At 73.0% G+C, this 24,481-nt stretch carries 30 protein-coding genes; 13 read left to right on the forward strand and 17 right to left on the reverse strand.

Features of this window, described 5'->3' with window-relative positions; all coding sequences use genetic code 11:
- Positions 1-7: 7 nt before the first annotated feature.
- Genes Q8W71_RS23270 through Q8W71_RS23280 form a run of 3 tightly spaced genes read right to left on the reverse strand, consistent with a single transcriptional unit; the run spans position 8 to position 1,924 of the window.
- A complete protein-coding gene (locus Q8W71_RS23270; protein ID WP_305527796.1) occupies positions 8-1,135 on the reverse strand; it encodes a beta-ketoacyl-ACP synthase in 1,128 nt (375 codons plus the stop codon).
- Positions 1,132-1,602, reverse strand: coding sequence for a 3-hydroxyacyl-ACP dehydratase FabZ family protein (locus Q8W71_RS23275; RefSeq protein ID WP_305527797.1), 471 nt, complete (start codon positions 1,600-1,602; stop codon positions 1,132-1,134). The genes Q8W71_RS23270 and Q8W71_RS23275 overlap by 4 nt, the downstream gene beginning before the upstream one ends.
- 13 nt (positions 1,603-1,615) lie before the next feature.
- The gene (locus tag Q8W71_RS23280) at positions 1,616-1,924 is read right to left on the reverse strand and encodes an acyl carrier protein (RefSeq protein WP_305527798.1); all 309 of its coding nucleotides are present in this window, start codon (positions 1,922-1,924) and stop codon (positions 1,616-1,618) included.
- 376 nt (positions 1,925-2,300) lie between these two features.
- On the opposite strand from Q8W71_RS23280, the gene Q8W71_RS23285 reads away from it, so the two are divergent.
- The 3 genes from Q8W71_RS23285 to Q8W71_RS23295 all read left to right on the forward strand — a co-directional run bounded on the left by Q8W71_RS23285 (position 2,301) and on the right by Q8W71_RS23295 (position 4,140).
- Positions 2,301-2,519 carry a DUF4926 domain-containing protein gene (locus Q8W71_RS23285; RefSeq protein ID WP_305527799.1) on the forward strand — a complete coding sequence of 73 codons (219 nt, stop codon included), beginning with the start codon at positions 2,301-2,303 and terminating at the stop codon, positions 2,517-2,519.
- Positions 2,520-2,522: 3 nt separating this feature from the next.
- Positions 2,523-2,813 carry a hypothetical protein gene (locus tag Q8W71_RS23290; protein ID WP_305527800.1) on the forward strand — a complete coding sequence of 97 codons (291 nt, stop codon included), beginning with the start codon at positions 2,523-2,525 and terminating at the stop codon, positions 2,811-2,813.
- A 202-nt stretch (positions 2,814-3,015) separates the two neighbouring features.
- On the forward strand, positions 3,016-4,140 hold the full coding sequence (locus tag Q8W71_RS23295; RefSeq protein ID WP_305527801.1) for an AI-2E family transporter: 1,125 nt from the start codon (positions 3,016-3,018) through the stop codon (positions 4,138-4,140).
- A gap of 34 nt (positions 4,141-4,174) precedes the next feature.
- On the opposite strand, the gene Q8W71_RS23300 is transcribed toward Q8W71_RS23295, so the two are convergent.
- Positions 4,175-4,675 (reverse strand): thermonuclease family protein, encoded by a 501-nt coding sequence (locus Q8W71_RS23300; protein WP_305527802.1) that lies wholly within the window; start codon positions 4,673-4,675, stop codon positions 4,175-4,177.
- 160 nt (positions 4,676-4,835) lie between these two features.
- On the opposite strand from Q8W71_RS23300, the gene Q8W71_RS23305 reads away from it, so the two are divergent.
- Positions 4,836-5,000, forward strand: coding sequence for a hypothetical protein (locus tag Q8W71_RS23305; RefSeq protein ID WP_305527803.1), 165 nt, complete (start codon positions 4,836-4,838; stop codon positions 4,998-5,000).
- A gap of 45 nt (positions 5,001-5,045) precedes the next feature.
- On the opposite strand, the gene Q8W71_RS23310 is transcribed toward Q8W71_RS23305, so the two are convergent.
- Positions 5,046-5,711: a L,D-transpeptidase gene (locus Q8W71_RS23310; protein WP_305527804.1), complete on the reverse strand. Its 666-nt coding sequence runs from the start codon at positions 5,709-5,711 to the stop codon at positions 5,046-5,048.
- Between the two features lie 243 nt (positions 5,712-5,954).
- Here Q8W71_RS23310 and Q8W71_RS23315 point away from each other — a divergent pair, with 243 nt between their 5' ends.
- Complete coding sequence (locus Q8W71_RS23315; protein ID WP_305527805.1) at positions 5,955-6,398, forward strand: VOC family protein; 444 nt, start codon at positions 5,955-5,957, stop codon at positions 6,396-6,398.
- Between the two features lie 4 nt (positions 6,399-6,402).
- On the opposite strand, the gene Q8W71_RS23320 is transcribed toward Q8W71_RS23315, so the two are convergent.
- Positions 6,403-6,846 (reverse strand): cyclic nucleotide-binding domain-containing protein, encoded by a 444-nt coding sequence (locus tag Q8W71_RS23320; protein ID WP_305527806.1) that lies wholly within the window; start codon positions 6,844-6,846, stop codon positions 6,403-6,405.
- Positions 6,847-6,907: 61 nt separating this feature from the next.
- Between Q8W71_RS23320 and Q8W71_RS23325 the strand changes: the two genes are divergently transcribed.
- Complete coding sequence (locus Q8W71_RS23325) at positions 6,908-7,732, forward strand: thioredoxin domain-containing protein (protein ID WP_305527807.1); 825 nt, start codon at positions 6,908-6,910, stop codon at positions 7,730-7,732.
- A 21-nt stretch (positions 7,733-7,753) separates the two neighbouring features.
- On the opposite strand, the gene Q8W71_RS23330 is transcribed toward Q8W71_RS23325, so the two are convergent.
- Entirely contained in the window at positions 7,754-7,954 is a 201-nt protein-coding gene (locus Q8W71_RS23330) for a hypothetical protein (protein WP_305527808.1), read from the reverse strand.
- A 217-nt stretch (positions 7,955-8,171) separates the two neighbouring features.
- On the opposite strand from Q8W71_RS23330, the gene Q8W71_RS23335 reads away from it, so the two are divergent.
- A complete protein-coding gene (locus Q8W71_RS23335; RefSeq protein ID WP_305527809.1) occupies positions 8,172-8,360 on the forward strand; it encodes a con-10 family general stress protein in 189 nt (62 codons plus the stop codon).
- A gap of 173 nt (positions 8,361-8,533) precedes the next feature.
- Here Q8W71_RS23335 and Q8W71_RS23340 read toward each other — a convergent pair whose 3' ends face one another.
- Positions 8,534-8,851 (reverse strand): hypothetical protein, encoded by a 318-nt coding sequence (locus Q8W71_RS23340; protein ID WP_305527810.1) that lies wholly within the window; start codon positions 8,849-8,851, stop codon positions 8,534-8,536.
- Between the two features lie 487 nt (positions 8,852-9,338).
- Positions 9,339-10,142, reverse strand: coding sequence for a response regulator (locus Q8W71_RS23345; RefSeq protein WP_305527811.1), 804 nt, complete (start codon positions 10,140-10,142; stop codon positions 9,339-9,341).
- On the opposite strand from Q8W71_RS23345, the gene Q8W71_RS32960 reads away from it, so the two are divergent.
- Positions 10,133-10,627: a NepR family anti-sigma factor gene (locus Q8W71_RS32960; protein ID WP_370875512.1), complete on the forward strand. Its 495-nt coding sequence runs from the start codon at positions 10,133-10,135 to the stop codon at positions 10,625-10,627. The two genes, Q8W71_RS23345 and Q8W71_RS32960, sit on opposite strands and share 10 nt — an antisense overlap.
- 72 nt (positions 10,628-10,699) lie before the next feature.
- On the opposite strand, the gene Q8W71_RS23355 is transcribed toward Q8W71_RS32960, so the two are convergent.
- The gene (locus Q8W71_RS23355) at positions 10,700-10,876 is read right to left on the reverse strand and encodes a DUF1328 domain-containing protein (protein WP_003599466.1); all 177 of its coding nucleotides are present in this window, start codon (positions 10,874-10,876) and stop codon (positions 10,700-10,702) included.
- Positions 10,877-11,081: 205 nt separating this feature from the next.
- On the opposite strand from Q8W71_RS23355, the gene Q8W71_RS23360 reads away from it, so the two are divergent.
- Together Q8W71_RS23360 and Q8W71_RS23365 are read left to right on the forward strand one after the other, a co-directional pair.
- Complete coding sequence (locus Q8W71_RS23360; protein ID WP_305527812.1) at positions 11,082-11,327, forward strand: hypothetical protein; 246 nt, start codon at positions 11,082-11,084, stop codon at positions 11,325-11,327.
- A gap of 99 nt (positions 11,328-11,426) precedes the next feature.
- Positions 11,427-12,359, forward strand: coding sequence for an MBL fold metallo-hydrolase (locus tag Q8W71_RS23365; RefSeq protein WP_305527813.1), 933 nt, complete (start codon positions 11,427-11,429; stop codon positions 12,357-12,359).
- A 25-nt stretch (positions 12,360-12,384) separates the two neighbouring features.
- On the opposite strand, the gene Q8W71_RS23370 is transcribed toward Q8W71_RS23365, so the two are convergent.
- On the reverse strand, positions 12,385-13,167 hold the full coding sequence (locus Q8W71_RS23370; RefSeq protein ID WP_305527814.1) for a DUF1499 domain-containing protein: 783 nt from the start codon (positions 13,165-13,167) through the stop codon (positions 12,385-12,387).
- Positions 13,168-13,232: 65 nt separating this feature from the next.
- A complete protein-coding gene (locus Q8W71_RS23375) occupies positions 13,233-15,074 on the reverse strand; it encodes an AsmA family protein (protein WP_305527815.1) in 1,842 nt (613 codons plus the stop codon).
- Between the two features lie 288 nt (positions 15,075-15,362).
- Here Q8W71_RS23375 and Q8W71_RS23380 point away from each other — a divergent pair, with 288 nt between their 5' ends.
- Together Q8W71_RS23380 and Q8W71_RS23385 are read left to right on the forward strand one after the other, a co-directional pair.
- A complete protein-coding gene (locus tag Q8W71_RS23380) occupies positions 15,363-16,103 on the forward strand; it encodes a CoA transferase subunit A (RefSeq protein ID WP_305527816.1) in 741 nt (246 codons plus the stop codon).
- A gap of 145 nt (positions 16,104-16,248) precedes the next feature.
- Positions 16,249-16,908 carry a 3-oxoacid CoA-transferase subunit B gene (locus Q8W71_RS23385; RefSeq protein ID WP_305527817.1) on the forward strand — a complete coding sequence of 220 codons (660 nt, stop codon included), beginning with the start codon at positions 16,249-16,251 and terminating at the stop codon, positions 16,906-16,908.
- 178 nt (positions 16,909-17,086) lie between these two features.
- On the opposite strand, the gene Q8W71_RS23390 is transcribed toward Q8W71_RS23385, so the two are convergent.
- The 3 genes from Q8W71_RS23390 to Q8W71_RS23400 all read right to left on the reverse strand — a co-directional run bounded on the left by Q8W71_RS23390 (position 17,087) and on the right by Q8W71_RS23400 (position 21,754).
- The gene (locus Q8W71_RS23390; protein ID WP_305527818.1) at positions 17,087-17,767 is read right to left on the reverse strand and encodes a metal ABC transporter permease; all 681 of its coding nucleotides are present in this window, start codon (positions 17,765-17,767) and stop codon (positions 17,087-17,089) included.
- Positions 17,768-17,979: 212 nt separating this feature from the next.
- Positions 17,980-20,679, reverse strand: coding sequence for an aconitate hydratase AcnA (acnA, locus tag Q8W71_RS23395; protein ID WP_305527819.1), 2,700 nt, complete (start codon positions 20,677-20,679; stop codon positions 17,980-17,982).
- A 271-nt stretch (positions 20,680-20,950) separates the two neighbouring features.
- Positions 20,951-21,754, reverse strand: a complete 804-nt coding sequence (locus tag Q8W71_RS23400) for a tetratricopeptide repeat protein (protein ID WP_305527820.1) — start codon at positions 21,752-21,754, stop codon at positions 20,951-20,953.
- Positions 21,755-21,894: 140 nt separating this feature from the next.
- Here Q8W71_RS23400 and Q8W71_RS23405 point away from each other — a divergent pair, with 140 nt between their 5' ends.
- On the forward strand, positions 21,895-23,295 hold the full coding sequence (locus Q8W71_RS23405; RefSeq protein ID WP_305527821.1) for a leucyl aminopeptidase family protein: 1,401 nt from the start codon (positions 21,895-21,897) through the stop codon (positions 23,293-23,295).
- Here Q8W71_RS23405 and Q8W71_RS23410 read toward each other — a convergent pair whose 3' ends face one another.
- Together Q8W71_RS23410 and Q8W71_RS23415 are read right to left on the reverse strand one after the other, a co-directional pair.
- Positions 23,296-24,279 carry a quinone oxidoreductase family protein gene (locus Q8W71_RS23410; RefSeq protein ID WP_305527822.1) on the reverse strand — a complete coding sequence of 328 codons (984 nt, stop codon included), beginning with the start codon at positions 24,277-24,279 and terminating at the stop codon, positions 23,296-23,298.
- Positions 24,280-24,292: 13 nt separating this feature from the next.
- Positions 24,293-24,481, reverse strand: a 189-nt coding sequence (locus tag Q8W71_RS23415; protein ID WP_305527823.1) for a transposase, incomplete at its 5' end; no start/stop codon positions are given.

A 24,481-nucleotide genomic window follows, 5' to 3' on the forward strand; every position in this document is an offset into this window, starting at 1 on the left:
GCGGCCCTCACCCCGCGCTCAGCCGCAGCGCCCCCTCGCCCCGGCGATGGCCCACCGCCGTGACGGCGACCTCCGCCGCCCGGCCCTCGGCGATCAGCCCGGCGGCGAGCGCCGCCCCGAACGGGGCCGCCGCCTCCAGCCCGTGGCCGATCAGGTCGCCGAGCGCGCGGATCCGGGCACCGGGGGCGAGGCGGGCCAGCGCCGCCCCCTCCTCCGCGGTGATCGGCGCGACGCCGGTGGCGGCGGTGAGCACGGCGTCCGGACGCCCGAGCCCGGCTTGCGCCCACAGGGCGTCGAGGCTCGCCGCGACGCTCCCGGGCGCCCGGCGGGTCCGGTCGCTCGCCACCGGGGCGAGGCGGGCCAGCGCGCGGGCGCCGCGGGCCGCGGCGGCGGCCTCCGATTCCAGCAGCAGGAAGGCGGCGCAGCTCCCGAGGATGAAGCCGCCGTCGTCGCCCCGGGCGAAGACCGGCCGCCAGCCGCCGCGGGCGGCGAAGCCGCCCATCGCGTGGATCACCAGCACGTCCGGCCGCTCGGCGCTGTAGGAGCCGCCGACCAGGACCGCCTCGACCTGCCCCGAGGCGATCCGCGCCTGGGCGATCCGCAGGGCGTCGATCCCGGCCGATTCCTCGCCCATGAAGGTGCGCGAGGCCCCGGTCACCCCGTGGACGATGGCGATGTTGCCGGCGAGGAGGTTGGAGAGTTGCGCGAGGAACAGAGTCGGGCGCAGGTCGTTCTGAAGCCGCTCGTTGAGGTAGGCGCCGGGATCGGGCGCGTCGCGCAGGCCGGTGAGGATCGCCCCGTCCACCGCGTAGTCGCGCTCGCCGCCGCCGGCCGCCACCACGAGATGCAGCGCCCCCTTGAAGGCGTCGTCGTCCTTCACCCCCGCCGCGTCGAGGGCGAGGCCCGCGGCGTAGACGCCGAGGCGCTGCCACGCCTCCATCTGCCGCTGATCGCTTTTCTTGGGTATTTGCCCGTCCCAGACGATGGTCGGCACGGGATGGACGGAATAGGGCGCGAAGGTCGCGGCATCCGTCCGCGGCGGCGTGCCCGCATCGAGCGCCGCGAGATGGGCGGCGAGCCCCTCGCCCGCGCAGGAGACGAGACCGAGGCCGGTGACGACCACCGGACGGCTCACGCCGCCGCCCCCGCGGCGTCGAGGAGGCCGATCGCCCGCGCCCGCGCCCGCATCGGGGTGTCGAGCCCGTCCGGGAACGGCATGGTGCGGAAGCGCAGCTCCGCGTCGCACAGCGCCTTGTCCGCGTGGCGGATCGCGGCCCTGGTCACGGCGTAGCCGGAGCCGTCGTGCTCCAGGCTGGCGCTGACGACGAGTTCCGCGCCGGGGCCGACGAAGCTGCGGAACCGGGCCTTGTCGACGCCGGTCAGGAACGGCATCCGCGCGAAGTCGAGATGGGCGAGGATCAGGTAGCCCGAGGCCTGGGCCATGGTCTCGGTCAGCAGCACGCCGGGCACGAGCGGGTGGCCGGGGAAGTGGCCCTCGAAGACGGGGCTCGCCTCAGGCACCCGGGCGAGCGCCTCGATCCGGCCGCCGGCCCGGTCGAGGTGCCGCACGGCGTCGATCATCTCGAAGTATTCGAGGCGCATGCCGGGCGCCGCGTCAGACCTTCGCGGCCTTCTCGGCCACCAGGGCGTCGATGCGCGCGCAGAGGTTCTTGAGGACGAAGTACTCCTCGGCCGGGACCTTGCCCTCGTTCACTTCCTGTGTCCAGCGTTCGAGCGGCAGCTTGATGCCGAACGCCTTGTCGACCGCGAAGGCGATGTCGAGGAAGGCGAGGCTGTCGATCCCGAGGTCGTCGATGGCGTGGCTCTCGGGGGTGATCTTGTCCCGCTCGATGTCGGCCGTCTCGGCGATGATGTCGGCCACGCGATCGAAGGTGGCGCTGCCGGTGACGGGCTCGTCGGACATGGGTTCTCGCGGGCTGCGTTCGGTTCCGGTTCGGCCGCGGGAAGCCCCGTCGGCACCGGGCGGGCCGGCGCTCACGTCCCGCGCGGCCCGTCGGCTGCGGCGGGCGGCGCCGACGGACGGCAGCGACCTCTACACGAGGGGGTCGGGAGCGGCAACCGCGGCGGTCTTCTGCGCAGGGCGATGGGCGCGACCGGGGCGGCGGAGCATGAACCGGAGCCCAGGGTTCGGCGTGGGACGGCACGCTGGGACGGCACGCGGGGTGTGGGCGGCGGTCCGCGCGGCTTGCGGACGCGGGAATCACGCGTACTTTCGGCTCATGGTGCCCGATCCTCGCTCCGCGCTCCGGCGTTCCACGGCCTCGGCAGAAGCGCCTTCCGTGCGCCCAGCGCGCGCGCCGATCGCCGAGCTCGATCGGGTGCCCCTCGCTCAAGAGGTCGAGAGCGACGACGGCGCCATGGTTCCGGCCGGGTTGACGGGGACCGTGGACGGGATCTGGGCCGAGGGCGCCGGCTTCGAGGTTGAGTTCGCGCAGCCCTTCTCGGCCCTGGCGACGGTCCGGGCGGATGCCATAGCCGCGCACTATCCCCGTCGCTGAACCGTGATCGATCTCGTCCCCTGGCCGGACCGGTTCTACGTCGAGCCGCCGAAGCTCGATGCGTACCTGCTCGACCCCGCATCCGACGACGGCGTTTCGAAGGGCCGGTATTCGAAGAGCCGGTACTTGCTCAGCTACGGGTTCGATGCCGCTCGCCCGGCAGAGCTTCGGGACGCTTTGATTGCCCACGCGACCGCGGCGAGCTTCGTGGGCAGGCGGGTGACGTCCTTCGGCCTCAAGTTCAACTTCGATGGCCCCTGCCCGCCCCCAACGGTCGCGAGGCGACCGTCCTGACGGTGTGGATGATCGATGCCCACCGTGAGGACGGTGGCGCCCGCTTCATCACCACGCGGCCGAGCGGCGGCAAGCGCCGCCGCACCCGGCAAACTTAGACGCTCGCCCTTCGGCATCCCTTGGAACCGCGGGCCCGCGCCGCATCTTCCTGCCACGATCGCACTGGCCCCGCGCGGGGCGACCGCGCTTCAGGACGAGGACCATGACACCGCTGCCGCGTCCCGCCGGAACGTCCCCCCCCGCAGCGCCCCCCGCCCCCGCCGCACCGCCCGCCGAGACGGCCCGCTCGCAGGGGATCGCCCGGGTCGCCCTCGTCCTGGCGCTCTCCGCCCTCGGCCTATGGATCCTGCACGGGTTCCTGCCGGCGCTCGCCTGGGCGGTTGTGCTCGGCATCGCGCTCGGGCCCCTCTACGCCTGGGCGGAGCGGCGCTTCCCGCCGGGCAAGCACAACCTGCTGCTGCCGACGCTGGCGGTGCTGGCGGTGGCCCTGGTGCTGCTCGCGCCGCTGGCGGTGCTCGCCGTCCAGGCGGCGCGGGAAGCGCACGACGTGCTCGAGTTCGTCCGCAACGCCGAGAAGAACGGGGTTCCGCCCCCCGAATTCCTCCAGCACCTGCCGTTCGGCGCGGCCCAGGCCACCGCGTGGTGGACCGCGAACCTCAGCCACGCCCAGGCGGGCTCCGACCTCCTGCACCGCATCAACAACGGCGACCTGCTCGGGTTCTCGCGCAATTTCGGCCGCGAGATCGTGCACCGGGCGGTGCTGTTCGGCTTCAGCCTCGTCGCCCTGTTCTTCCTGTTCCGGGAGCGGCGGACGCTGCAGGCGCAGGCGCTCAAGGCCTGCGACCGCCTGTTCGGTCCGCGCGGCCAGCGCGTCGCCCGGCAGATGGTCGCCTCGGTGCACGGCACCGTCGACGGGCTGGTCCTCGTCGGCCTCGGCGAGGGGTTCTTGCTCGGGATCGTCTACTACTTCGCGGGGGTGCCGCACCCGGTGCTGCTCGGGGCGCTGACGGCGGTGGCGGCGATGATCCCGTTCGGCGCGGCGGTGGCGATCGGCATCGCCGCGCTGCTCCTCGTCGCGGCCGGATCGGCCACGGGGGCGATCGTGGTGGCGGTGGCGGGCCTCGTCGTCACCTTCGTCGCCGACCACTTCGTGCGGCCGGCGCTGATCGGCGGCACCACCAAGCTGCCGTTCCTGTGGGTGCTGCTCGGCATCCTCGGCGGGGTCGAGACCTTCGGCCTGCTCGGCCTGTTCCTGGGGCCGGCGGTGATGGCCGCCCTGGTGCTGCTGTGGCGGGAATTCACGGAGGGCGGCGACCGGACGGCGTGAGGACCGGCCGGGGCCGGCGCCGCCGGGCGGGCGCTCACTCGGCCGCGGCGCTCCCGGCGGAAGCCTCGACGCGGAGCCGGTCCTGGAGCCAGTCGGCGGGCTTCTCGAAGGTCCCGGCCCAGAGGCCGCGGCGCGTCGCCCAGGCCTGGCCCTCCTGACCGGTATAGGCCGCCGTGATGCGGCGGCTGGCCAGCGCGTGGCCCTGCGCGACCATCCAGGCCGCGAGATCCTCGCCGCCGACCTGGCAGACCGCGGAGAGGCGGCCCTTCGCGGCCTCGCGCCGCTCGCAGGTGACCGTCGCCGCGCCGATCCGCTCGCGCAGGGCCCGGGTGGCGGCCCGGCCGCAGCGGTAGGTCCGGCCCTGGGCGGTCTCGCAGTTCTGGGCGGGCTCGGGCGCGTCGATGCCGTAGAGGTGGAGGCGCGTGCCGTGCACCTCGATCGTGTCGCCGTCGATCACCGTGGCGGGGCCGCTGATCGGTCCGGCCGCGCAGGCCGGGCCGCAGAGCAGAGCCAGTGCGAAGGCGGTTCTCAACATGGAGCGTGTTCCGGGGATCGTGTCGGTTCCGGGCTGCGGCCCGGGCAAGCCGCCCAGATCGCGCACCAATGTGGCGAATTTTACGGCTTGGCTTGCCGGAGGTTGTGCATGGCTGTGCAGAGCGGGGAACGCGGCGTGCCCGCGCCGGTTGTCGAAAGCCATGCGCTCCGTCACGACCCTGCTCTACACCGCCGCCGTCTGCACCGCCCTGCTGGTCGGGGCGGGCCTCTGGGCCGGGCCGATGCCCGCCGGGGCCGACGCCCGCCCGTCCGGCCTCACGACCGCGACGGTGCTCGGCAGCGACGGCACGCAGCCGGCGAGCTGAGGCCTGCGCCCTCGGGCGGCCGGCGACGGGTCGCGCCGTTCCCCGTCAGACCCGATACTTGCCGTTGCGCTTGACCAGCACCCGCGTGCCCACGGGCACCCGCTCGTAGAGGTCGGCGATGTCCTCGTTGAGCATGCGGATGCAGCCCGAGGACATCTGCTCGCCGATGCTCCACGGCTCGTTGGTGCCGTGGATGCGGAACAGGATGTCGCGGTCGCCCTGGTAGAGGTAGAGGGCGCGGGCCCCGAGCGGGTTGTCGACGCCGCCCTTGCGGGTGCGCGGCAGGTCGGGGTGGAGGGCGACCATCGTCGTGGTCGGGCTCCAGTCCGGCCAGACGCCCTTGCGGCCGACCCGGGCCTCGCCCTTCCACGAAAAGCCGAGCTTGCCCACGCCGACGCCGTACTGCATCGCCGTGCCGCCCTCCTGCACGAGGACGAGCTGGCGCTGGTCGATGTCGACCACGATCGTGCCGGGCTTCTCCAGGCCGGTATAGGCGACCGTCTGGCGGCGGTACTTGGGGTCGAGCCGGCCCGTGTCGACGAGGGGGATGTCGTAGGGCTTGTCGGCCTTGGTGCCGATGTACCACGCGGACTCGTCGTCCTCCGCCACCTGGACGGGGCGCGTCTGGCAGGCGGCGAGCGGCGCGATGGCGGCCAGCGCGAGCAGGAGCCGGCGGGCTGAGGCGCGGGCGGTCGGGCGCGTCGCGGTCATGGGTCCTTCCGACGAGAGCGTGCGGTTTCCCCTGCCTAACCCCTCCCCGGTTGACGGGATGTAGCTTTTGCGCCGCAGCCGCGGGACGAGCGCCCGCTGCCACCGCCGCGGTTTCGCCCTATTCTCCGGCCGGTCGGCGCGGCGCGCGACAGGTTTCGTGCCCGTAACGCCCGGCGTCGCAGGGGTCTGAACAGGTTCGGGCCGATCTCCCGATCCGGACAGACGGAGAACAGGAAGACGCGCATGCCCGACACAGAGACCCTGACCGAGGCGGAGGGCGTGCTGCCCGACGCGGCGCTGCGCCCGGCGATCCATCTCGACCACTGCGTCATCCACGTCGGCGAGTGGGCGCGGTCGAACCCGTTCTACCGGGACGTGCTCGGCGCCGAGGTGATCGCGCACGGCGCCGGCTTCGTCTACCGGTTCGGCGGCGTGCAGTTGAACTGCCACGGCCCCGGCGTGCGGGCCGAGCCGGTGGCCGCCGAGCCCGTCATGCCCGGCAACAGCGACCTGTGCTTCCGCTGGTCGGGCACGATCGAGGAGGCGATGGCCCACCTGGAGACCTTCGGCGTGCCGGTCGAGCTGGGGCCGGTGGAGCGGCACGGGGCCGCGGGGACCGGGATCAGCGTCTACTTCCGCGACCCGGACGGCTCGCTGATGGAGTTCATCACCTACCCGCCGGAGTGAGGGGTCAGGCCCGGCTCTCGGCCAGCGCCTGGTTCGTCTGCTCCAGGCGCAGGGCCAGGACGCGCATCAGGGCGATGCTGATCTGCGGGAACTGCGCCAGAAGCTCCAGGAACACGCCGCGGTCGATGCGCAGGGCGGTGACCGCGGTCTCGGCCGTCACCGTGGCGGAGCGGGGCTGCTCGGCCAGGATGCCCATCTCGCCGACGAGGGCGTCGGGCCCGAGCAGGGCGAGGCGCACCGGGCCGGCGGGACCGTCGAGGCTCACCTCGGCGTTGCCCTGGAGGATGACGTAGGCCGCGTCTGCGACGTCGCCCCGGGCGAAGAAGCGCTGGCCCGGCTCGAAATGGACCCGCTCGCTGGTGAAGGCCAGGAGCTTCAGGCGCGCCGGCTCCACCTCGCGGAACAGCGGCACCTGCTTCAGGGAGGAAACCTCGGTGTCGAGGGTCATGCGCGGGCTCCGCGACGCGTTTCACGCCCGGGCGGGGTGTGCCGGACCGGTCCGTGCAACCATGCGGCTCGTCGGCCGCTTGTCCAGCCCCGCCGCGGGTCGCATCCTCGCGGCCGCGCTCGTCATTCTCGGCTGCGGCGTCGCTCCGGCGGGGGCGCGCCTCGTCCGGGCCGACCTCGACCGGGTCGGCGTCGAGCCCGGCCCGGGGGCGCGGGCGCCCCTCGACCTCGGGCTGACCGACGCGGGCTCGGAGCGGCCGACCACCCTCGGGCAGGCGCTCGGCGGCCGGCCGGCCCTGCTTCTTCCTGTGGACTACACCTGCGGCAACGTCTGCGACCCGATGGTGACGCTGTCGGCCGCGGCGCTGGCCGCGACCGGCCTCCCGGCAGCGGATCGCGGCCTCGTGCTGGTGGGCATCGATCCGCGCGACGATGCCGCCGCGGCGCGGCGCCTCCTGGCCGACACGCTGGGCGACGGGACGGGGCCGGTGCGGGCCCTGGTCGCGGATCGCGACGCGGTGACGCGGCTGACCGCCGCTCTCGGCTACCGCTTCGCCTACGATCCCGGCACCGACAGCTTCGCCCACCCCGCGGCGGCGCTGCTGCTGACCGGGGACGGCCGGGTGTCGCGCGTCCTCTCGCCGCTGGCGCTCAACGGCCGCGACCTGCGGCTCGCCCTGACCGAGGCGGGCGACGGCCGGGTCGGGACGCTGGCCGACCGTCTCACCCTGCTCTGCTACGGCTACGACGCCGCGAGCGGCGTCTACACGCCGCTCGTCCGACGGATCCTCACGGTAGCCGGGATCGCCACGATCCTCGGCATCGGCGGCCTCGTCCTCTTGCTGATCCGCGTCTCGCACCGGCGCGCCCGCGACGCGGCGGGCTGACGCGCCGCCCGGAGCCGCCCCTCAGCGCTCGGTCGCGAGGCCCTGCTTGGCCGCGCTCGGGGCGTCGCGCTTGGCGCTGGCGTTCGGCTGGGGCGAATCGATGGGATCCTCGCGCGTGGTCGGCGTCGCGCTGTCCTCCGGTGCCGGCACCGGGGGGAGCGGCGGCGTGTTCGGCTCGACGCCGGGAGCGCCCCCCTTCTTCACCATATCGCGATTGGTCATGCCTGCCATCTCTCCACGCCGCCGCCGATCCCCGCGCGCGGGCCTGAGGGCGCACGGGCGACGACCGATATGCCGGGCAACGCGTGGGCGCGGGCGGCGGTTGCCGCCAAGCTTAAGCGTAAGCACGGCTTTGCGGGAGCTTGAGCAGGCGCCCAGAGGAACCTTGGTTATTGCTGAAGGTTGATGCACGAGTGAAGCGAAGCCTGAGGAGGAACTGATGGCGTCCGGGAATTCGACCTCCAAGCGGGGGTTTGCGTCGATGAACATCGAGCGGCAGCGCGAGATCGCCAGCAAGGGCGGCCGCAGCGTGCCGGCCGAGAAGCGCTCGTTCTCCCAGGACCGCGAACTGGCCTCTTCGGCCGGGCGCAAGGGCGGCCAGTCGACCGGAACGGGCCGCGCCGACTAGCGGCCTCCACGATTCGACCGCCACGGCGCCGCGTCATCCGACCGGCGCCGTTTTTTTGTCCGGTCCCTGCCGTAAGCCCGGCTCTCCAACGCGAAGGCCCGCCGGATCGTATCCGGCGGGCCTTCGCGCGTAGGGCCGATCGACGTCGCGGGATTTCCGCGAGGGGTTGACCCTCAGGAGATGCAGCGGCCGGGCGTCATGCGGCGCGCCTCGGGTCCGACCAGCGAACTCAGGGCCGTCTCGCAGCCCTCGCGCACCATCCGGCGAGGCTGCTTCAGAACCGGCTTGATGTCGATCTCCGGCCCCTCGCTCGCCATCGGCTGCGACCGGGTCTCGCCGCGCTGGACGCCGGCGACGCGGGTGGGGCTGATCGCCAGCGAAGCCGGGCGCATCCCGGGCAACACGACCGGGACGATGGGGGCGGCCACCGGGGCCGGAGGCGCCCAGCGATCGGCGGTCTCGCGCACGACGGGCTGGACGAGAACGGTCAAGAGAGCGGCCGGCGCACTGACACCCAGGAGGAAACCAGACCGCAGCATCGCCCAAACCCCTTCGCGAGAGCTTGACAGGATATTCGCTTAACGCGCCCTGCAATCGCAGGTTCCTCGACTGTCACGCTTCTTCAGCGATCAGTATTCGACGCGGATCCGAAGCGGCGTGCGGGGGCGCACGCGGGCCGTCCACACCCATCCCGTGTGGCCTTCAGATCACAGACGTCGAAATAATGGGTCGCGCGGAACCGCGGGCCGGCTCGGCCGTTCTCATAGGACCCGGCCACCTGGTCCTCCCCGCATTCCCCTTGTGCATCGGCCGGAACCTAACCGACGGGCTGGAGCTTTCTCCGGCCCGTTTTTTTGTGCCCGGAGCTCGAACACGAAAAAGCCCCGGCCGAGGCCGGGGCTTTTTCGTTGCGTCACCTCTTGAGGGATGTCGCGCCGTTCGGATCGGGCCCGCTCGGCGGCGGTACGGTGCCCGGGATCAGGCGGATTTCGCCTCTCGCCGCCGGGCCGTCTGCTGGAAGAACAGGGCTTGGCTGATCACGGCCGAGACGTTGGCGGGCTGGAACGGCTTGGCGATCAGGAACGCCGGCTCCGGACGCTCGCCGGTGAGGAACCGCTCGGGATAGGCGGTGATGAAGATCACCGGAACCTCGAAGGTCTTCAGCAGGTCGTTCACCGCGTCGAGGCCGGACGAGCCGTCGGCGAGCTGGATGTCCGCCAGGATCAGGCCGGGGCGCTTGCCGCCGCCGGCGATCTTGATCGCCTCGCTGCGGGTGCGGGCCACGCCGATGACGTTGTGGCCGAGGCCCTCGACCAGCGCTTCGAGATCCATGGCGATCAGCGGCTCGTCCTCGATGATGAGGATCTCGGTCGCCATGTCGGCGGCGAGCTCGCGGCCGGCCTCGTCGACGAGGTCGCGCACCTCGGACACGTCGACCCCGAGGATGATCGCGGCGTCCTCCTCCGAGAAGCCTTCGAGGCAGGAGAGCAGGAAGGCCTGCCGCGGCAACGGCGTGATCTGGCCCAGCCGCACCTCGGCCGGCAGGTCGTGCTGCACCTGCTCGCTTCGCCCGTTCACGGACAGCGAATTCCAGATGCGCGTGAAGACGCGGAAGAGATCAGCCTTGAGGTTGGTGCTGCGACCCAGCGTATCCGGCTCGTTGACCAGCGTCTCCAGGGTCGCCGCCACGTAGGCGTCGCCCGCGACTTGGCTCCCGGTGAGGGCGCGCGCGTACCGGCGCAGGTACGGCAGATGCTGCACCACGAGTTGCGATGTCGACATTCGATCCCCTGTGCCTCGCCGTCGTCCCGGCCGCGATGGACGCCCGGTCGTCGACCGAAGCGGCGCCGGGGCCGGCGTTGTTGTGCGCAGCCTGTCGCCCAACGCGGCGGCCGCCGCTCCGTTCCACCCCCGGGGCGGAACCGATCCAGCGGGCGAGCGTTGCAGGCGCAGCCATGACGTATGTCGAGCCGCAGCACAATGTGGCCGGGCCGGTGACGGCAGTGAGGGGCGCGTGGATGACGGATGAGGAGAAGGAAGCGGGCACTCGGTCCGGCGACGCGCCGACCGATCCTGCTTCGCGCCTCCGTGCGGACGACGCGGACGGGGTGGGGGCCAAGCGGCGCGCACCGCTCAGCGAGCACGCCCGGACACGCATCGCGACGCAGTTGCGGGCGATGTACGACAGCGTGGCGCAGCAGCCGGTCCCGGATCGGTTCGCGGACTTGATCGCACGCCTCGACGCCGCCGAGCGGAAGGGCCCCTGAGCGGCCTGCCTTCTTAAGCATGAGACACCGTGGGAGGCACGGAAAGCCGAGGCTTCCCGTGCCGACCGTACTCTACAGGGTCGGCGAGCGGCCCCGCATCAGGCCGATGACGGCGGAGATGGCGAAGAGGACGATGGCCACGAAGAAGACGAGCTTGGCGGCTTCCATGGCAGTTCCGGCGATGCCGCCGAACCCGAGAAGCGCGGCCACGAGCGCGACCACGAGGAATGTAACGGCCCAACCCAGCATCGTACGAATCCTTCTGACTGTGCAGGCGCCGCTGTATTCGCGCCGCGATTGCCTTGAAAACGCCAAGTTTCCCATTCGGTTCCAGGGGCTGCCGTCACGCTGGGGGGATGCGCCGCAGGCCCGATTTCGGGGCCGGCGGAACGGCGGCGCCGGCGCGACGTTCGACGAAGGATCATCGAAGGACCAACGACCAGCGGGATCAGCGATGCAGGACACCGTCCAAGGTACAGGGCGCCAAGATACGGAGCGCCACGATTCAGGTCGGTCGAACCGGGACCGCTCGGACGCGATCCGGTCGAAGGCCGCCCGTCTGACCGGACGCATCGCCGGAGCCCTGGCTGCGGCGGCCGAGGCGGCCTCCGAGGCGATTCACGGAGCGCTCCGGCCGGAGCCCACCCTCCAGCCGATCCCCGTGCGGGCGCGCCGCGGCCGGGCGCAGATCCGGCGCTGAGGCCGCGGCCGCACCGAGCGTTCCGCGGGCCTCGCAGCGCGGGTTTGCCGCCCGCCGCCCCATGGCGTAGGTGCCGCCGTCGGGCGGAGCGGAGCGCGGATGGCGGACGGGGACGAGAGCGGGCCGGCCTTCGAGGCGGCGATGCCCGCGCCGGGACGCATCGAGGCGGTGGCCCCGCTGATCCGCCGGCGCGTCGCGGGCAACGGCGGTTCCTTCACCGCCAGCGGCACCTGCACCTACGTGGTCGGCCGCGGCCGCGTCGCGGTGATCGACCCGGGCCCGGAGGATCCGGACCACGTCGCCGGCCTGCTCGCGGATCTCGCGGGCGAGACGGTCGAGGCGATCGTCGTCACCCACACCCACCGGGACCATTCGCCGGGTGCGCGGCTCCTCAAGGCCCGGACCGGCGCGCCGATCGTCGGCTGCGGCCCGCACCGGGCGGCCCGGGCGCTGGGCGCCGGCGAGGTGCCGGCCCTCGACGCCAGCGCCGACCGGGCGCACGCGCCCGACCGGATCCTCGCGGAAGGCGAGACGGTCGCGGGACCGGGCTGGAACCTCGTCGCGGTCGAGACGCCCGGCCACACCATGAACCATCTCGCCTTCAGTCTGCCGGAGGCGGACGCGCTGTTCTCGGGCGACCACGTGATGGCGTGGTCGACGACGATCGTCGCCCCGCCGGACGGGCAGATGCGCGCCTACATGGAGTCTCTCGACAAGCTGCGCGGCCGGAGCGAGGCGACCTACTGGCCGGGCCACGGCGGCCCGGTGCGCGACCCGGCCCGGTTCGTGCGCGGGCTGATGGGCCACCGCCGCCAGCGCGAGGTCGCGATCCGGGCGCGGCTCGCCGCCGGTGACGGGCGCATCCCGGAGATCGTCGCGGCGATCTACCAGGGCCTCGCCCCGCGCCTGCGGGGCGCCGCCGCCCTGTCGGTCTTCGCCCACCTGGAGGATCTGGTCGGGCGCGGGCTCGCCGTCAGCGACGGGCCACCGCGGCTCGACGGGCTCTACGCGCCGGGCGACGCCGCGGCCTGAGGACGCGCGGCACCCGCCGGAGACCCTACTTCACGGCGAGCGCGAGGTTGGCGACGTCGTCGAGGTAGCTGCGGATGCGGTCGGCGTTGGCGCCGAAGTCGCGCCCCGGCAGTCGCGCGGCCGAGCGCACGTCGATGCGTGCCCCGTCGGCGCGGGGGCGCACGCGGACGGTCACGTCGTCGGGCAGGTTGAGCACGAGGCCGCGGGCCACGGCGTCGATCCGGCCCTGGCCCATGCGGCCGCCCGGGCGGATCGCCTCGACGATCTGCCAGCGGCGCTTGATCGCGGCCTGGCGGGCGAGCTCGAAGGCCTCGTCGGCGCCGATGTCCAGGGTCAGGGGCGCGATCTGCGGGTAGGCGGCGCGCTGGCTGTCGCGGGCGGCGGTGCCGGGATCGGGGGGATAACGGCCGGCGCGCGCGGCGAAGGCGGCGCGCGAGCGGGAGAAGGCGGGCGGATTGTCGACGTCGGTGGAGATGTCCGACACGGCCGGCAGGCGCAGCGCGCGCAGGCCCGCGTAGGCCGGGTAGGCCAGCACCACCACAGCCAGGAACAGGCCGGCCAGCGCCGCCCCGAGGCCGCGGGCGCCCTCCTGCCACACCCGGACGCAGGCGAACGAAGCGGCCAGCACCGCGAGCAGCGCGACGCCGAGCCCGGCCGTGAGCGCGGTAAGAGCGGCTCCGGTGTCGGCGCGCGGGTCGCGCACCACGATCAGGGCGATGAGCGTGGTGAGGAGGGAGAACACGGCGAGCCGCCGGGCCAGCGGACCGGCGCGGGTGACGGGTTCCTCGACGAGCAGGCGGCGGCGCATGGGGTCTCGGGCAGGGGCAGGCCGGCGATCCTACAGCCGAGCCGTGCCCGGCGCCAACCGCGGGCTCACGGCGCGAAGGCGCGGGCGTTCGCGGGCAGCCCCGCGGCGGCGGGGACGGCGAGGGGGCGGGGTGGCAGCGCCTCACCGGCCCGGTCCGGATCGGCGGTGCCGGGCAGGCCGCGGACCGCAACCGCGTCCCACGGCCCCGCGATCTCGAACAGCAGGGCCCGGGAAGGATCGGCGGGCGGGCGCAGGGCGAGGCCCGCCTGCGCGTCGAGCCGCCCTTCGGGCAGGGAGAGCTGCCCGCGCAGGGTCGCGCCGATCCCCGGGCCGCGCAGGACGGCGTCGGTGATCTCGCCGACGCCGTCGGTGAACCGCAGGCCGACGGAGGCCCGCTCGAAACCGGTGCGGCCGTTCCGGCGGGCGAGCGCGCCCGGGGCCACGGCGCCGTTGCGGTGGATCACGTCGGCGAGGTCGAGGCCGGTGATCGCGCCGCCGTCGATGGCGAGGCTCGCCCGGCCGGAGACCCGCGACAGGAGCCCGGCCGCCTCCCGGGCGCCGCTCTCCAGGGCGAACTGCCCCTGCGCGGCCCCCAGGACCCAGCGCCCCTCGCCGGCGTCGCTGATCAGTCCCCCGAGGTCGAGGCGGTCGAAGCCGCCCTGCGCCCGCACCTCCGTCTCGGCCGGGTCCGCCCCACGCGTCAGCAGGACGCGGCCCTTGAGCGTGCCGCCCTGGATCCGGGCCCGGTTGAGTGCGACCTCGACCGAGGCCGCCCGCACCAGCACGCTCGCGGCGAGATCCTCGATCTGGACCGGGCCGACCCGGCTCGCCGCCGCCGACAAGCGCAGGTCGAGGTCGGCGCGGGTGTACGGCCCGAGCGCCAGGGGAACCGTCCCAGGCTCGAACGGCCGCACCAGCGCGGCGACCACGGGCGCGAGGTTGAGGCTGTCGGCGGCGAGCGTCGCCTGCACCGACAGGCGCGGGGCCGTGCCCGTTCCCGCCGTGCCCGTCCCCAGCACGAGGGCGCCGGCCCCTTCCAGGTGCGCGCCGCCGACGCCGACGCGCAGGCGGGGCCAGGACACGGTGCGCCCCGCCGCCTCGAAATCGCCCTCGAAATCGAACGCCCCGGCGAAGGGCAGGAGCGGTGCGGAGCCGCCGAGCCACGCGAGGGTCTCAGGCAGCGCACGCGTCTCGCCCCGGGCCCGGCCCGTCAGGCTCGGCAGGCCGCCCCACGTCTCGGGGAGCCCGGCCGTGCCCTCGGCCGCGAGGCCGCCACCGGGCCATCCCGCCTCCGCCGCGAACGGGCTGCGCCGCCCGAGCGCGAGTTCGGCCGGCCGCAGCCGGCTCACCACCAGCCGCGTCGGCACGCCCCGCCACGTCAGGCGGGCCCGCGCATCGGCCGCCGCGCTCCAGAACGGCCACGCGAGGTCGAGGTCGAGGTCGCGGGCGAGTGCGCCGTCGCCGACGCGCGCGCCGGTGAGGACGATCCGCCGGGGATGCTCGGTCAGGCCCGCGCGCGCGTTGTCCGCGAGGCGGGCGAGCGGCCCCGCCCAGGCCGCGGCGTCGTCCGAGAGCCGCGCCCCGTCGAGGGTGAGGCCTCCGATCGCCGCCCGGCCGGCGAGGAGTCCCGGGAGATCGAGATCGACCGCGAGACGGGCGCCCTCCGCCAGAGACGGGCCGCCGGGACCGCCCGCGGCGAGCCGGGCGCCGGAGAAGGCGAGCCGCGGCAGCGGCAGCAGCGTGAGCGTCGCGGGGCCCTCCGCCGCGAGAGCGAGGCCGTACCCGCCGAGCGTCCGGTTGGCGAACGCCGTCGCCCGGCCGGTCTCGACCGGCCAGTCCCGCAGGCCGAGGCCGGCGAGGATCAGGCCCGCGAGGGCGAGGGCGACGATCGGGCGGGACGGCGGCATCAGGCTCCGGGACGGGCTCCGGGACGGGCGGCGCCGGCCCGTCGGGTCGTCGCGGCCCAGCCGGGCAGGCACGTCGTTGGCCAAGCCTTAGCCTGTTCCGCACCCTCTGTCTGCCCGGCCGGCGCCGGGCCCCGGGGGATGCCGTCTCCGGGGATGCCCGTTACGGATCGGCGCGGGCACCACGGGGCGCGACGGCCGCGGCACTGGACCGCGGCCCCGGAATCGGGGACAGCAGGCGCAGCACGACGGTTGCGGGCCGGCCGAGGCCCGCGGGAAGGAAGCGGTTCGATGAGGAAGGTCTACACGGGTCCGGTGGAGGCGCTGGCCGGATTGCTGCGCGACGACATGATGCTCATGTGCGGCGGCTTCGGGCTGTGCGGCATCCCGGACGAGTTGATCGAGGCGGTGCGCCTCTCGGGCGTCAAGGGCCTCACCGTGGTGTCGAACAACGCCGGCATCGACGGCGTCGGCCTCGGCAAGCTCCTGGAGACCCGCCAGGTGCGGAAGATGATCTCGTCCTACGTCGGCGAGAACAAGGAGTTCGCCCGCCAGTACCTCGGCGGCGAGCTGGAGATCGAGTTCAACCCGCAGGGCACGCTGGCCGAGCGCATCCGCGCCGGGGGCGCGGGCATCCCGGCCTTCTTCACCAAGACCGGCTTCGGCACCAAGGTCGCCGAGGGCAAGGAGACCCGGGAGTTCGACGGCGAGAACTACGTGATGGAGAGCGGCCTGTTCGCCGACGTCGCCCTGGTCCACGCCCATACCGGCGACACCGAGGGCAACCTGCGCTACCGGATGACCGCCCGCAACTTCAACCCGATGATGGCCACCGCCGCCGCGGTGACGGTCGCCCAGGTCGAGCACCTCGTGAAGCCCGGCGAGATCGACCCGGACACGATCCACACGCCCGGCATCTTCGTGAAGCGGATCGTCGCGGTGACCACCGGCGAGAAGCGCATCGAGCAGCGCACGGTCCGCAAGCGCAACGACGCCACCCCGGCGGCTGCGGCCGGCGGCGGCACGCACTGATCGAGAAAAGAAGACGCTCCGGCCACGGGCCGGCAAGCGCGACTGCGCGTCGCCGCAGGCAAGCTTGCGCAGCCTGCGTAAACTTAGCTGTGTGCGGCGGATCGTGCGACATCGGGACGATGGCGCACAACTCATGGAGATTGGAATGGCCTGGACCCGCGAGCAGATGGCGGCGCGCGCCGCCAAGGAGCTGGAGGACGGCTTCTACGTGAACCTCGGCATCGGCATCCCGACGCTGGTGTCGAACTACATCCCCGAAGGCATGTCGGTGCAGTTGCAGTCGGAGAACGGCATGCTCGGCATGGGCCCGTTCCCGTTCGAGGGCGAGGAAGACCCGGACCTGATCAACGCCGGCAAGCAGACGATCACCGCGCTGCCGACCACGAGCTACTTCTCGTCCTCCGACTCGTTCGGGATGATCCGCGGCGGGCACATCAACCTGTCGATCCTCGGCGCGATGCAGGTGGCGGGCAACGGCGACCTCGCCAACTGGATGATCCCCGGCAAGATGGTGAAGGGGATGGGCGGGGCGATGGACCTCGTGGCCGGCGTCAAGCGCGTCGTGGTGGTGATGGAGCACGTCGCCCGGAACAAGGACGGCACGGAGAGCCCGAAGCTGCTCAAGGACTGCGACCTGCCGCTGACCGGCACGCGGGTGGTCGATCTGGTGATCACCGATCTCGGCGTGTTCGCCATCGACAAGAAGGGCGACGGCGGCATGCGGCTGATCGAGCTCGCCGAAGGGGTCACCGAGGACGAGATCCGCAAGAAGACCGAGGCCGATTTCACGGTGGCGCTGGCCTAGAGCATCGTCCCGAAAGGTGGTCACCGGCTTTCGGAAAAGATGATGCAAAGGCGGAGGGCTCGCGCATCGTCCCGGATCCGATATCCAGGACGATGCGCGAGCTGCGCCGAGCGCCCCTCGTCCGGCGGGACGACGTGGGGGCGGTGCCGCCCCCACGCGGGGTTAAGGCAGAAAAAAATCACATCGGCGGGGTGAGGCCGTTCTTGCCGACCGCGACGAGCTTGCCGTCGGTCTTGCCGCCCTCCTTGGCGACCACCGCGAACACCTTGGCGCCCGGCGCCAGGACCGCCTTGTCGGCGGGCTCGAAGGCGACGATCGGGGCCGAGGGCGGCACGACGATGGTCTTGGTGCCATCCTTGCCGTAACCCACGGTCAGGGTGCGGGCACCATCGGCCGCGGCGGTGTCCGCCTTCACGGTGCCGTTGGTCATCGTGCTCTTCACCTTCGGCGCGTTGGCCGCCTCGGCCTTCACGGTGCCGTTGGTCATCGCGCTCTTCACTTTGGCGCCGCCGCCGGCGGTCTGGTCGGTGATCGCGTCCCAACCGTAATGGCCCTCGCCGGTGCCGCGCATCGACTCGGGGAACAGCACGACCTCCAGCGCCGTCATCGGGTTCTCGCCCTTGGTGGCGGTGCCGATGAACACCCCGTCCTTGATCGCGTCGAGGTTCGAGGGCACCACCGACACGAACTTGGCCGAGCCGATCTCGACGGTCTCGGTGCCGCCGGCCTCGGTCTTGATGACCAGAGAGCCGCCGTCGGCCTTCTCGATCGTGCCGCGGACGCGCTCCAGCGCGGAGGCCAGCGAGGCGCTGGTCAGCGTGATCAGCGCGGCGGCGGTGAGGGTGGCGAAGCGTTTCATCCTGTCTCTCCGTGATCGAGAGAAGCCGTTATGGCGCGCGGCCGGCCGGCGGACAGGCTTGCGCGCAAGTGTTTCGCGCGCGCGTGGCTCACGATTGTCCGAGTGAGCGCTTCCGCGGGAGGCGACACCCCAAGAAAAAGCGGCGCCGGACGGGTGTCCGGCGCCGCGGGAAGGGCGTGGCCGGGCGGCGCGCCGCCCGGACGGGACCGGCCTCAGGCCGCCAGCGAGCGCAGGACGTAGGGCAGGATGCCGCCGTTGCGGAAGTATTCCAGCTCGTCCAGCGTATCGATGCGGCAGGTGAGCGGCACCTCCTGCGTCGCGCCGTCGGCGGAGGTGATCGTGGCGGTCAGCGTCTGGCGCGGCTTGAGTTCGCCCGACAGGCCCTTGATCGTCACGGTCTCGTCGCCCTTCAGCCCGAGCGAGTCCCAGCTCGTGTCGCCCTGGAACACCAGCGGCACCACGCCCATGCCGACGAGGTTCGAGCGGTGGATGCGCTCGAAGCTCTCGGCGATCACCGCGCGGATGCCGAGCAGGGTCGTGCCCTTGGCCGCCCAGTCGCGCGACGAGCCGGTGCCGTACTCCTTGCCGGCGAAGACCACGAGCGGCGTCCCCTCCGCGGCGTATTTCTGCGCCGCGTCGTAGATGTACATCTTCTCGCCGGAGGGCTGGAACAGCGTCCAGCCGCCCTCGACGACGTTGCCGCTGCCGTCGCGGACCATCTGGTTCTTGATGCGGATGTTGGCGAAGGTGCCCCGCATCATCACCTCGTGGTTGCCGCGGCGCGTGCCGTACTGATTGAAGTCCTGCACCCGCACCTGATGCGACTGCAGGTACTCGCCGGCCGGCGAGGCGGCGCGGATGTTGCCCGCGGGCGAGATGTGGTCGGTGGTGATCGAGTCGAGGAAGAGCCCGAGGATGCGGGCGTTCTCGATATCGGTCACCGGCTTCGGGGTCTTCTCCATCCCGACGAAGTACGGCGGGTTCTGGACGTAGGTGGAGCCCGGGTTCCAGGAGAAGGTCTCGGCCTCGGTGACCTCGACGCCCTTCCAGTTGCTGTCGCCGCCGAACACGTCGGCGTAGCGGCTCTTGAACAGCGCCGAGGTGATGTTCTTCTCGATGAACTCCTGAACCTCGGCCGAGGACGGCCAGATGTCCTTGAGGTAGACCGGCTGCCCGTCCTTGCCCTGGCCGAGCGGCTCGCGGGTGATGTCGACCTGGAGCGAGCCGGCGAGCGCGTAGGCGACCACGAGCGGCGGTGAGGCGAGGTAGTTCGCCCGCACGTCGGGGTTCACGCGGCCCTCGAAGTTGCGGTTGCCCGAGAGCACCGCCGCGGCGACCACGTCGTTGTCGTTGATCGCCTTGGAGATCGCCTCCGGCAGCGGGCCCGAATTGCCGATGCAGGTGGTGCAGCCGAAGCCAACGAGGTTGAAGCCCAGCGCGTCGAGGGGCTCCTGCAACCCGGACTTCTCCAGGTACTCGCCCACCACCTGGGAGCCCGGCGCCAGCGAGGTCTTCACCCACGGCTTCGAGGTCAGGCCCTTGGCGACCGCGTTGCGGGCGAGCAGGCCCGCGCCGATCATCACGCTCGGGTTCGAGGTGTTGGTGCAGCTCGTGATCGCGGCGATCACCACGTCGCCATGGCCGATGTCGAAGTTCGTGCCCTCGACCGTGTAGCGGCTGGCCAGATCGGCGGCCTTCTTGAACTCGGTCTCCATCGAGGCCGCGAAGCCGGCCTTGGCGTCGGCGAGGAGCACCCGGTCCTGCGGGCGCTTCGGGCCGGCGAGGGAAGGCTGCACCGTGCTCATGTCGAGTTCGAGCGTGTCGGTGAAGACCGGGTCCGGGGTCGCCGCGTCGCGCCACATCCCCTGCGCCTTGGCGTAGGCCTCGACGAGGGCGATGCGCTCGTCCGAGCGGCCCGTGACCTTCAGGAAGTCGATGGTCTTGCGATCGACGGGGAAGAAGCCGCAGGTGGCGCCGTACTCGGGCGCCATGTTGGAGATGGTGGCGCGGTCGGCCACCGCCATGTCGTCGAGGCCGGGGCCGTAGAACTCCACGAACTTGCCGACCACGCCCTTCTTGCGCAGCATCTGCGTGACGGTGAGCACGAGGTCGGTGGCGGTGGTGCCCTCGGGCAGACGCCCCGACAGCTTGAAGCCGACGACCTCGGGGATCAGCATCGACAGCGGCTGGCCGAGCATCGCCGCCTCGGCCTCGATGCCGCCGACGCCCCAGCCGAGCACGGCCATGCCGTTGACCATGGTGGTGTGCGAGTCGGTGCCGACGAGGCTGTCGGGATAGGCGATCTCCTCGGCCCCCTCGGACTTCGTCCAGACCGTCTGGGCGAGGTATTCGAGGTTGACCTGGTGGCAGATGCCGGTGCCGGGCGGCACGACGGAGAAATTGTCGAACGCCGACTGGCCCCACTTGAGGAAGGTGTAGCGCTCGCCGTTGCGGGCGTATTCCAGCGCCACGTTCTCGTCGAGCGCCTTCGGGGTGCCGAACTCGTCGACGATCACCGAGTGGTCGATCACGAGATCGACCGGCACGAGCGGGTTGATCTTCTGCGGGTCGCCGCCCAGCGCCACCATCGCGTCGCGCATGGCGGCGAGGTCCACGACCGCGGGGACGCCGGTGAAGTCCTGCATCAGCACGCGCGAGGGCCGGAAGGCGATCTCGACCTCGGTCTTGCCCTTGGCCTCCAGCCAGCCCACCGCGGACTCGATGTCGGTCTTCTTGACCGAGCGATCGTCCTCGAAGCGGAGCAGGTTCTCCAGGAGCACCTTCATCGAGAAGGGCAGCGACGCGGCGGACGGCAGGCCGTTCTGCTCGGCCGCGGGAATGGAGTAATAGGTGTAGCTCTTGCCGCCGGCGCTCAGGGTCTGGCGGGCCTTGAAGCTGTCGAGTGATGCCACGGCTGGTCGAGTCCTCGCTGCGAATGTCGAACACGCGCAGGCATGACCTGCGCCACGAAGTCAGTGTTCGGCCTATCTAGCGCCCGTCGGGCGCGCGCCGCCCCGGGAGTGCCCGGATCGAACGGTGCGCGGGGGCGATTTGGACGCCCGAGATCCGCGCGGCGCAGCCGCCAGCGGTATAGAACGTTTCGAAGGTGACCGCTACGGACGTGCGGTAACAGGCGCGTGCGCCTGTCGGCGCCGCGCCATGCGTCCGGGACAGGCGGTGGTGTCAGCCGCGCTGGGTCGCGGCCTCGGGCTTGAACCGGTTCGGCTGGGCGGCGAGCTTGCGCAACGCTGCGACGTTGGCGGCGGCCTCCGCGGGGCCCATGTCCCGGCGCAGCACCGCCTCCGCCTCGGGGTAGCGCCCCTTGAGGCCCAGCACGAGGGCGAGGTTCGCCCGCACCCGGGCGTCCGCGCCGGGCTGCGCGTCGGCGAGCCGGAGGGTCTGCTCGGCCTGGTCGAGGTTGCGCGACAGGGCGTAGGACAGGCCGAGATTCGACAGGAGCGAGGGCTCGTTCGGGCGGATCTTCAGGGCCGCCTCGTAGAAGCCCTGGGCGCGGCCCTGCTCGCCCATCTGCGCCGCGGCGGAGCCCTGCGCCGACAGGATGCGCCAGTCCGGATTGGCGGGGGTGTGGGCGTTCGACAGCACCTCGATCGCCTCGCGGTAGCGCCCGACCTCGACGAGCGACTTGCCGTAGGCGCCGAGCAGCGCCGTGTCCTTGGGGTTGCGCAGGGCCGCCTGCTGGAGGACGGCGCTCGCCTGCCCGGCCTGGTCGTTGGCCCGCAGCGCCCGGGCGTAGCGGATCGCGAGGCGGGCGTCGCCGGGATCGGCCTTGGAGCGCTCGGCCAGGGCGTCGATCTCGCCGCGCGCGACCGCGCCGGTGGCGCCGAGGCCGCCGATCGAACCGGTCGTCTCGGGCGAGCGGGTGTTGCAGCCGGCGAGCCCGAGGGCCAGGAGCAGCGCGGCGGCGAGCCCGGCCCGGCCGCGGGGACGGCGCGAGAGGCGGGACACCCGGGACCGCGTTGTGCTCATTGCGACGCTCCGCCGACACAGCGTCCGGAGCGGCGCGCCACGCGCTTCACGCCCCCGACGGGCCGGTGATAGAGCGTTAACCCTAACCCTGAGTTAAGGCCCGGCTCTCCCGGGCCGCCCCCGCACGAGACACCCGGCGCATGACGCAGGCCGCATCCGAGACGATCCCGGCCGGGCTGCTGCCCGCCGACGCGCCGGCGATCCCGGTCACGCTCGTGGCCGCCGCGGACTGGGAGCGCGTGCGGGCCGGCCTGGAGCCGGCTCAGCGCGCCTTCGCGGCGGCGACGGGCTTCACCGCCAAGGCCGGCAGCCTCGCCCTGCTGCCCGGTGCGGACGGCGGCCTCGCCCGGGCCCTGTTCGGCCTCGGCGACCCGGGCGCGCCGGCCGGCGACCGGCTGATCGCCGGCAAGCTGCCCGGCCTGCTGCCGGAGGGGACCTACCGCCTGGAGGGCGCGCCCGATCCCGCCGCGGCGGCGCTGGCGTGGCTGATGGGGAGCTACCGGTTCGGCCGCTACCGCAAGGGCGACGGCACCAAGGCGCGCCTCGCGGCGCCGGAGGGCGTCGATCGGGACGAGATCGTGCGGATCGCCGCGGCGGTGGCGATGGGCCGCGACCTGATCAACACCCCGGCCAACGACCTCGGCCCGGCCGAGATCGCGGCGGCCGCGTGCGCCCTGGCCGAGCGCCACGGCGCCGCGATCACGGTGATCGAGGGCCCGGAGCTGGAGCGGGCGTTTCCGCTGATCCACGCGGTCGGCGCCGCCTCCCCCCGGGCGCCGCGCCTGATCGACCTGCGCTGGGGGCCGGAGGACGCGCCGCGCGTGACGCTGGTCGGCAAGGGCGTCGCCTTCGACACCGGCGGGCTCGACATCAAGCCGTCGGCGGCGATGCTCTTGATGAAGAAGGACATGGGTGGCGCCGCCGCCGCGCTCGCCACCGCCGACATGGCGATGGGCGCGGGACTCAAGCTCCGCCTGCGCGTGCTGGTCCCGGCGGTGGAGAACGCGGTCGCCGGCAATGCCTTCCGCCCCGGCGACGTGCTGGGCAGCCGCGCCGGCCTCACGGTCGAGATCGGCAACACCGATGCGGAGGGCCGCCTGATCCTCGCCGACGCCCTGGCGCTGGCCGATGCCGAGGCGCCCGACCTGATCCTCGACTTCTCGACGCTGACCGGCGCCGCCCGCGTCGCGCTGGGACCGGACCTGCCGGCCTTCTTCACCGAGGACGACGCCCTGGCGGCGGCCGTCGCGGAGGCCGGGCAGCGGGCGATCGACCCGGTGTGGCGCATGCCGCTCCACGCCCCCTACGCGAGCCTGCTCGATTCGAAGGTCGCCGACCTCAACAACGTCTCCGGCGGCCCCTTCGCCGGGGCGATCACCGCCGCCCTGTTCCTGCGCCGCTTCGCCCCGAAGACGCGCGCCCACGGCCATTTCGACCTCTACGGTTGGAACCCCTCGACCAAGCCCGGCCGGCCGGAGGGCGGCGAGGTGCAGACCGCGCGGCTGACCTACGCGCTCCTGAAGACGCGGTACGGGGTCTGATCACGGCATCAAGAGGATCGCCCCCGTCGTCGCCCGCGCCTCCGCCGCCCGGTGGGCGTCGGCCGCCTCGGACAGCGGGAAGCGGGCGCCGATCTCCGGCACGACGTGGCCGCGCGCCACCGCGTCGAACAGGTCGGCGGCGTTGGCCCGGAGCCGGGCCGGGTCGGCGTTGTGCGGGAACACCGAGGGGCGTGTCAGGAACAGGCAGCCCTTCTTGTTGAGGAGTTCCGGCGCGATGTCGGGCGCAGGTCCCGAGGCCGCGCCGTAGCTCACCACGAGGCCGAACGGCTCGGCGAGGTCGAGGGAGTGCAGGAAGGTGTCGCGGCCGACCGAGTCGTAGACCACCCGCGCCTTGCGCCCGCCGGTGGCCGCGAGCAGCGCCTCCGGCCAGCCCGACCGGCTGTAGTCGATCGCCACGTCGCAGCCCGCCGCCCGCGCCGCCGCGCATTTCTCTTCCGAGCCGGCGGTGCCGACGACGAAGGCGCCGAGCGCCTTGGCCCAGCGGCTCAGGATCTGCCCGACGCCGCCCGCCGCGGCGTGGACGAGGACGGTCTCGCCGGCTTTCACCGCGTGGGTCCGGCGCAGCAGGTACTGCGCGGTCAGCCCCTTGAAGATCACCGCGGCGGCGGCCGCGTCGTCGAGTTCGTCGGGGAGCTTCACGAGGCGGTCGGCCGGCACCACCCGCCGGTCGGCGTAGGCGCCGAGGCCGGCATTGATGGTGGCGACCCGGTCGCCCGCCCGGAGGTCGGTGACGCCCTCGCCGACCGCCTCGATCGTCCCTGCCGCCTCGTGGCCGAGCCCGGTCGGCAGCGGCAGCGGGTAGGCGCCCTTGCGCTGGTAGACGTCGATGTAGTTGAAGCCCACCGCCCCATGCCGGACCAGCACCTCGCCGGGGCCCGGCGGCTTCAGCGCCACGTCCTCCAGTCGCAGCACCTCCGGCCCGCCGAACGCGCGCACGACGATCGCCTTCGGGTTCTGCGTCACTTTGTGTGGCGGGTCAGACAGCGCAGAGGACGCGCTGCCGTAGCAACTCGAAGCCGGCGCGTCCGTACATGCTGCGCTTGATCATCTTCAGGCGACTGATGTGGCCCTCCGCCGGGCCGGTCGACCACGGCAGCGCGATGGCGTTCGTGATGCCGGCGGCGTCGCGCTGCAAGCTGGCGGCGAAGCGCTTCAGCGCGCTTGA

Source organism: Methylobacterium amylolyticum (genome assembly GCF_030700245.1).
In the GTDB taxonomy this organism is placed as follows: domain Bacteria; phylum Pseudomonadota; class Alphaproteobacteria; order Rhizobiales; family Beijerinckiaceae; genus Methylobacterium.

Excerpts from the sequence above, each read along its gene's own strand:
- Q8W71_RS23300 (WP_305527802.1), bottom strand. The coding sequence starts at position 4,675 with ATGTTGAGAACCGCCTTCGCACTGGCTCTGCTCTGCGGCCCGGCCTGC.
- Q8W71_RS23345 (WP_305527811.1), bottom strand. The coding sequence starts at position 10,142 with ATGTCGACATCGCAACTCGTGGTGCAGCATCTGCCGTACCTGCGCCGG.
- Q8W71_RS23355 (WP_003599466.1), bottom strand. The coding sequence starts at position 10,876 with ATGCTGGGTTGGGCCGTTACATTCCTCGTGGTCGCGCTCGTGGCCGCG.
- Q8W71_RS23305 (WP_305527803.1), top strand. The coding sequence starts at position 4,836 with ATGCGCTCCGTCACGACCCTGCTCTACACCGCCGCCGTCTGCACCGCC.
- Q8W71_RS23295 (WP_305527801.1), top strand. The coding sequence starts at position 3,016 with ATGACACCGCTGCCGCGTCCCGCCGGAACGTCCCCCCCCGCAGCGCCC.
- Q8W71_RS23400 (WP_305527820.1), bottom strand. The coding sequence starts at position 21,754 with ATGAGCACAACGCGGTCCCGGGTGTCCCGCCTCTCGCGCCGTCCCCGC.
- Q8W71_RS23405 (WP_305527821.1), top strand. The coding sequence starts at position 21,895 with ATGACGCAGGCCGCATCCGAGACGATCCCGGCCGGGCTGCTGCCCGCC.
- Q8W71_RS23325 (WP_305527807.1), top strand. The coding sequence starts at position 6,908 with ATGCGGCTCGTCGGCCGCTTGTCCAGCCCCGCCGCGGGTCGCATCCTC.
- Q8W71_RS23375 (WP_305527815.1), bottom strand. The coding sequence starts at position 15,074 with ATGCCGCCGTCCCGCCCGATCGTCGCCCTCGCCCTCGCGGGCCTGATC.
- Q8W71_RS23370 (WP_305527814.1), bottom strand. The coding sequence starts at position 13,167 with ATGCGCCGCCGCCTGCTCGTCGAGGAACCCGTCACCCGCGCCGGTCCG.
- Q8W71_RS23320 (WP_305527806.1), bottom strand. The coding sequence starts at position 6,846 with ATGACCCTCGACACCGAGGTTTCCTCCCTGAAGCAGGTGCCGCTGTTC.
- Q8W71_RS23390 (WP_305527818.1), bottom strand. The coding sequence starts at position 17,767 with ATGAAACGCTTCGCCACCCTCACCGCCGCCGCGCTGATCACGCTGACC.
- Q8W71_RS23330 (WP_305527808.1), bottom strand. The coding sequence starts at position 7,954 with ATGACCAATCGCGATATGGTGAAGAAGGGGGGCGCTCCCGGCGTCGAG.
- Q8W71_RS23310 (WP_305527804.1), bottom strand. The coding sequence starts at position 5,711 with ATGACCGCGACGCGCCCGACCGCCCGCGCCTCAGCCCGCCGGCTCCTG.
- Q8W71_RS23275 (WP_305527797.1), bottom strand. The coding sequence starts at position 1,602 with ATGCGCCTCGAATACTTCGAGATGATCGACGCCGTGCGGCACCTCGAC.
- Q8W71_RS23335 (WP_305527809.1), top strand. The coding sequence starts at position 8,172 with ATGGCGTCCGGGAATTCGACCTCCAAGCGGGGGTTTGCGTCGATGAAC.
- Q8W71_RS32960 (WP_370875512.1), top strand. The coding sequence starts at position 10,133 with ATGTCGACATTCGATCCCCTGTGCCTCGCCGTCGTCCCGGCCGCGATG.
- Q8W71_RS23385 (WP_305527817.1), top strand. The coding sequence starts at position 16,249 with ATGGCCTGGACCCGCGAGCAGATGGCGGCGCGCGCCGCCAAGGAGCTG.
- Q8W71_RS23380 (WP_305527816.1), top strand. The coding sequence starts at position 15,363 with ATGAGGAAGGTCTACACGGGTCCGGTGGAGGCGCTGGCCGGATTGCTG.
- Q8W71_RS23315 (WP_305527805.1), top strand. The coding sequence starts at position 5,955 with ATGCCCGACACAGAGACCCTGACCGAGGCGGAGGGCGTGCTGCCCGAC.
- Q8W71_RS23280 (WP_305527798.1), bottom strand. The coding sequence starts at position 1,924 with ATGTCCGACGAGCCCGTCACCGGCAGCGCCACCTTCGATCGCGTGGCC.
- Q8W71_RS23360 (WP_305527812.1), top strand. The coding sequence starts at position 11,082 with ATGCAGGACACCGTCCAAGGTACAGGGCGCCAAGATACGGAGCGCCAC.
- Q8W71_RS23365 (WP_305527813.1), top strand. The coding sequence starts at position 11,427 with ATGGCGGACGGGGACGAGAGCGGGCCGGCCTTCGAGGCGGCGATGCCC.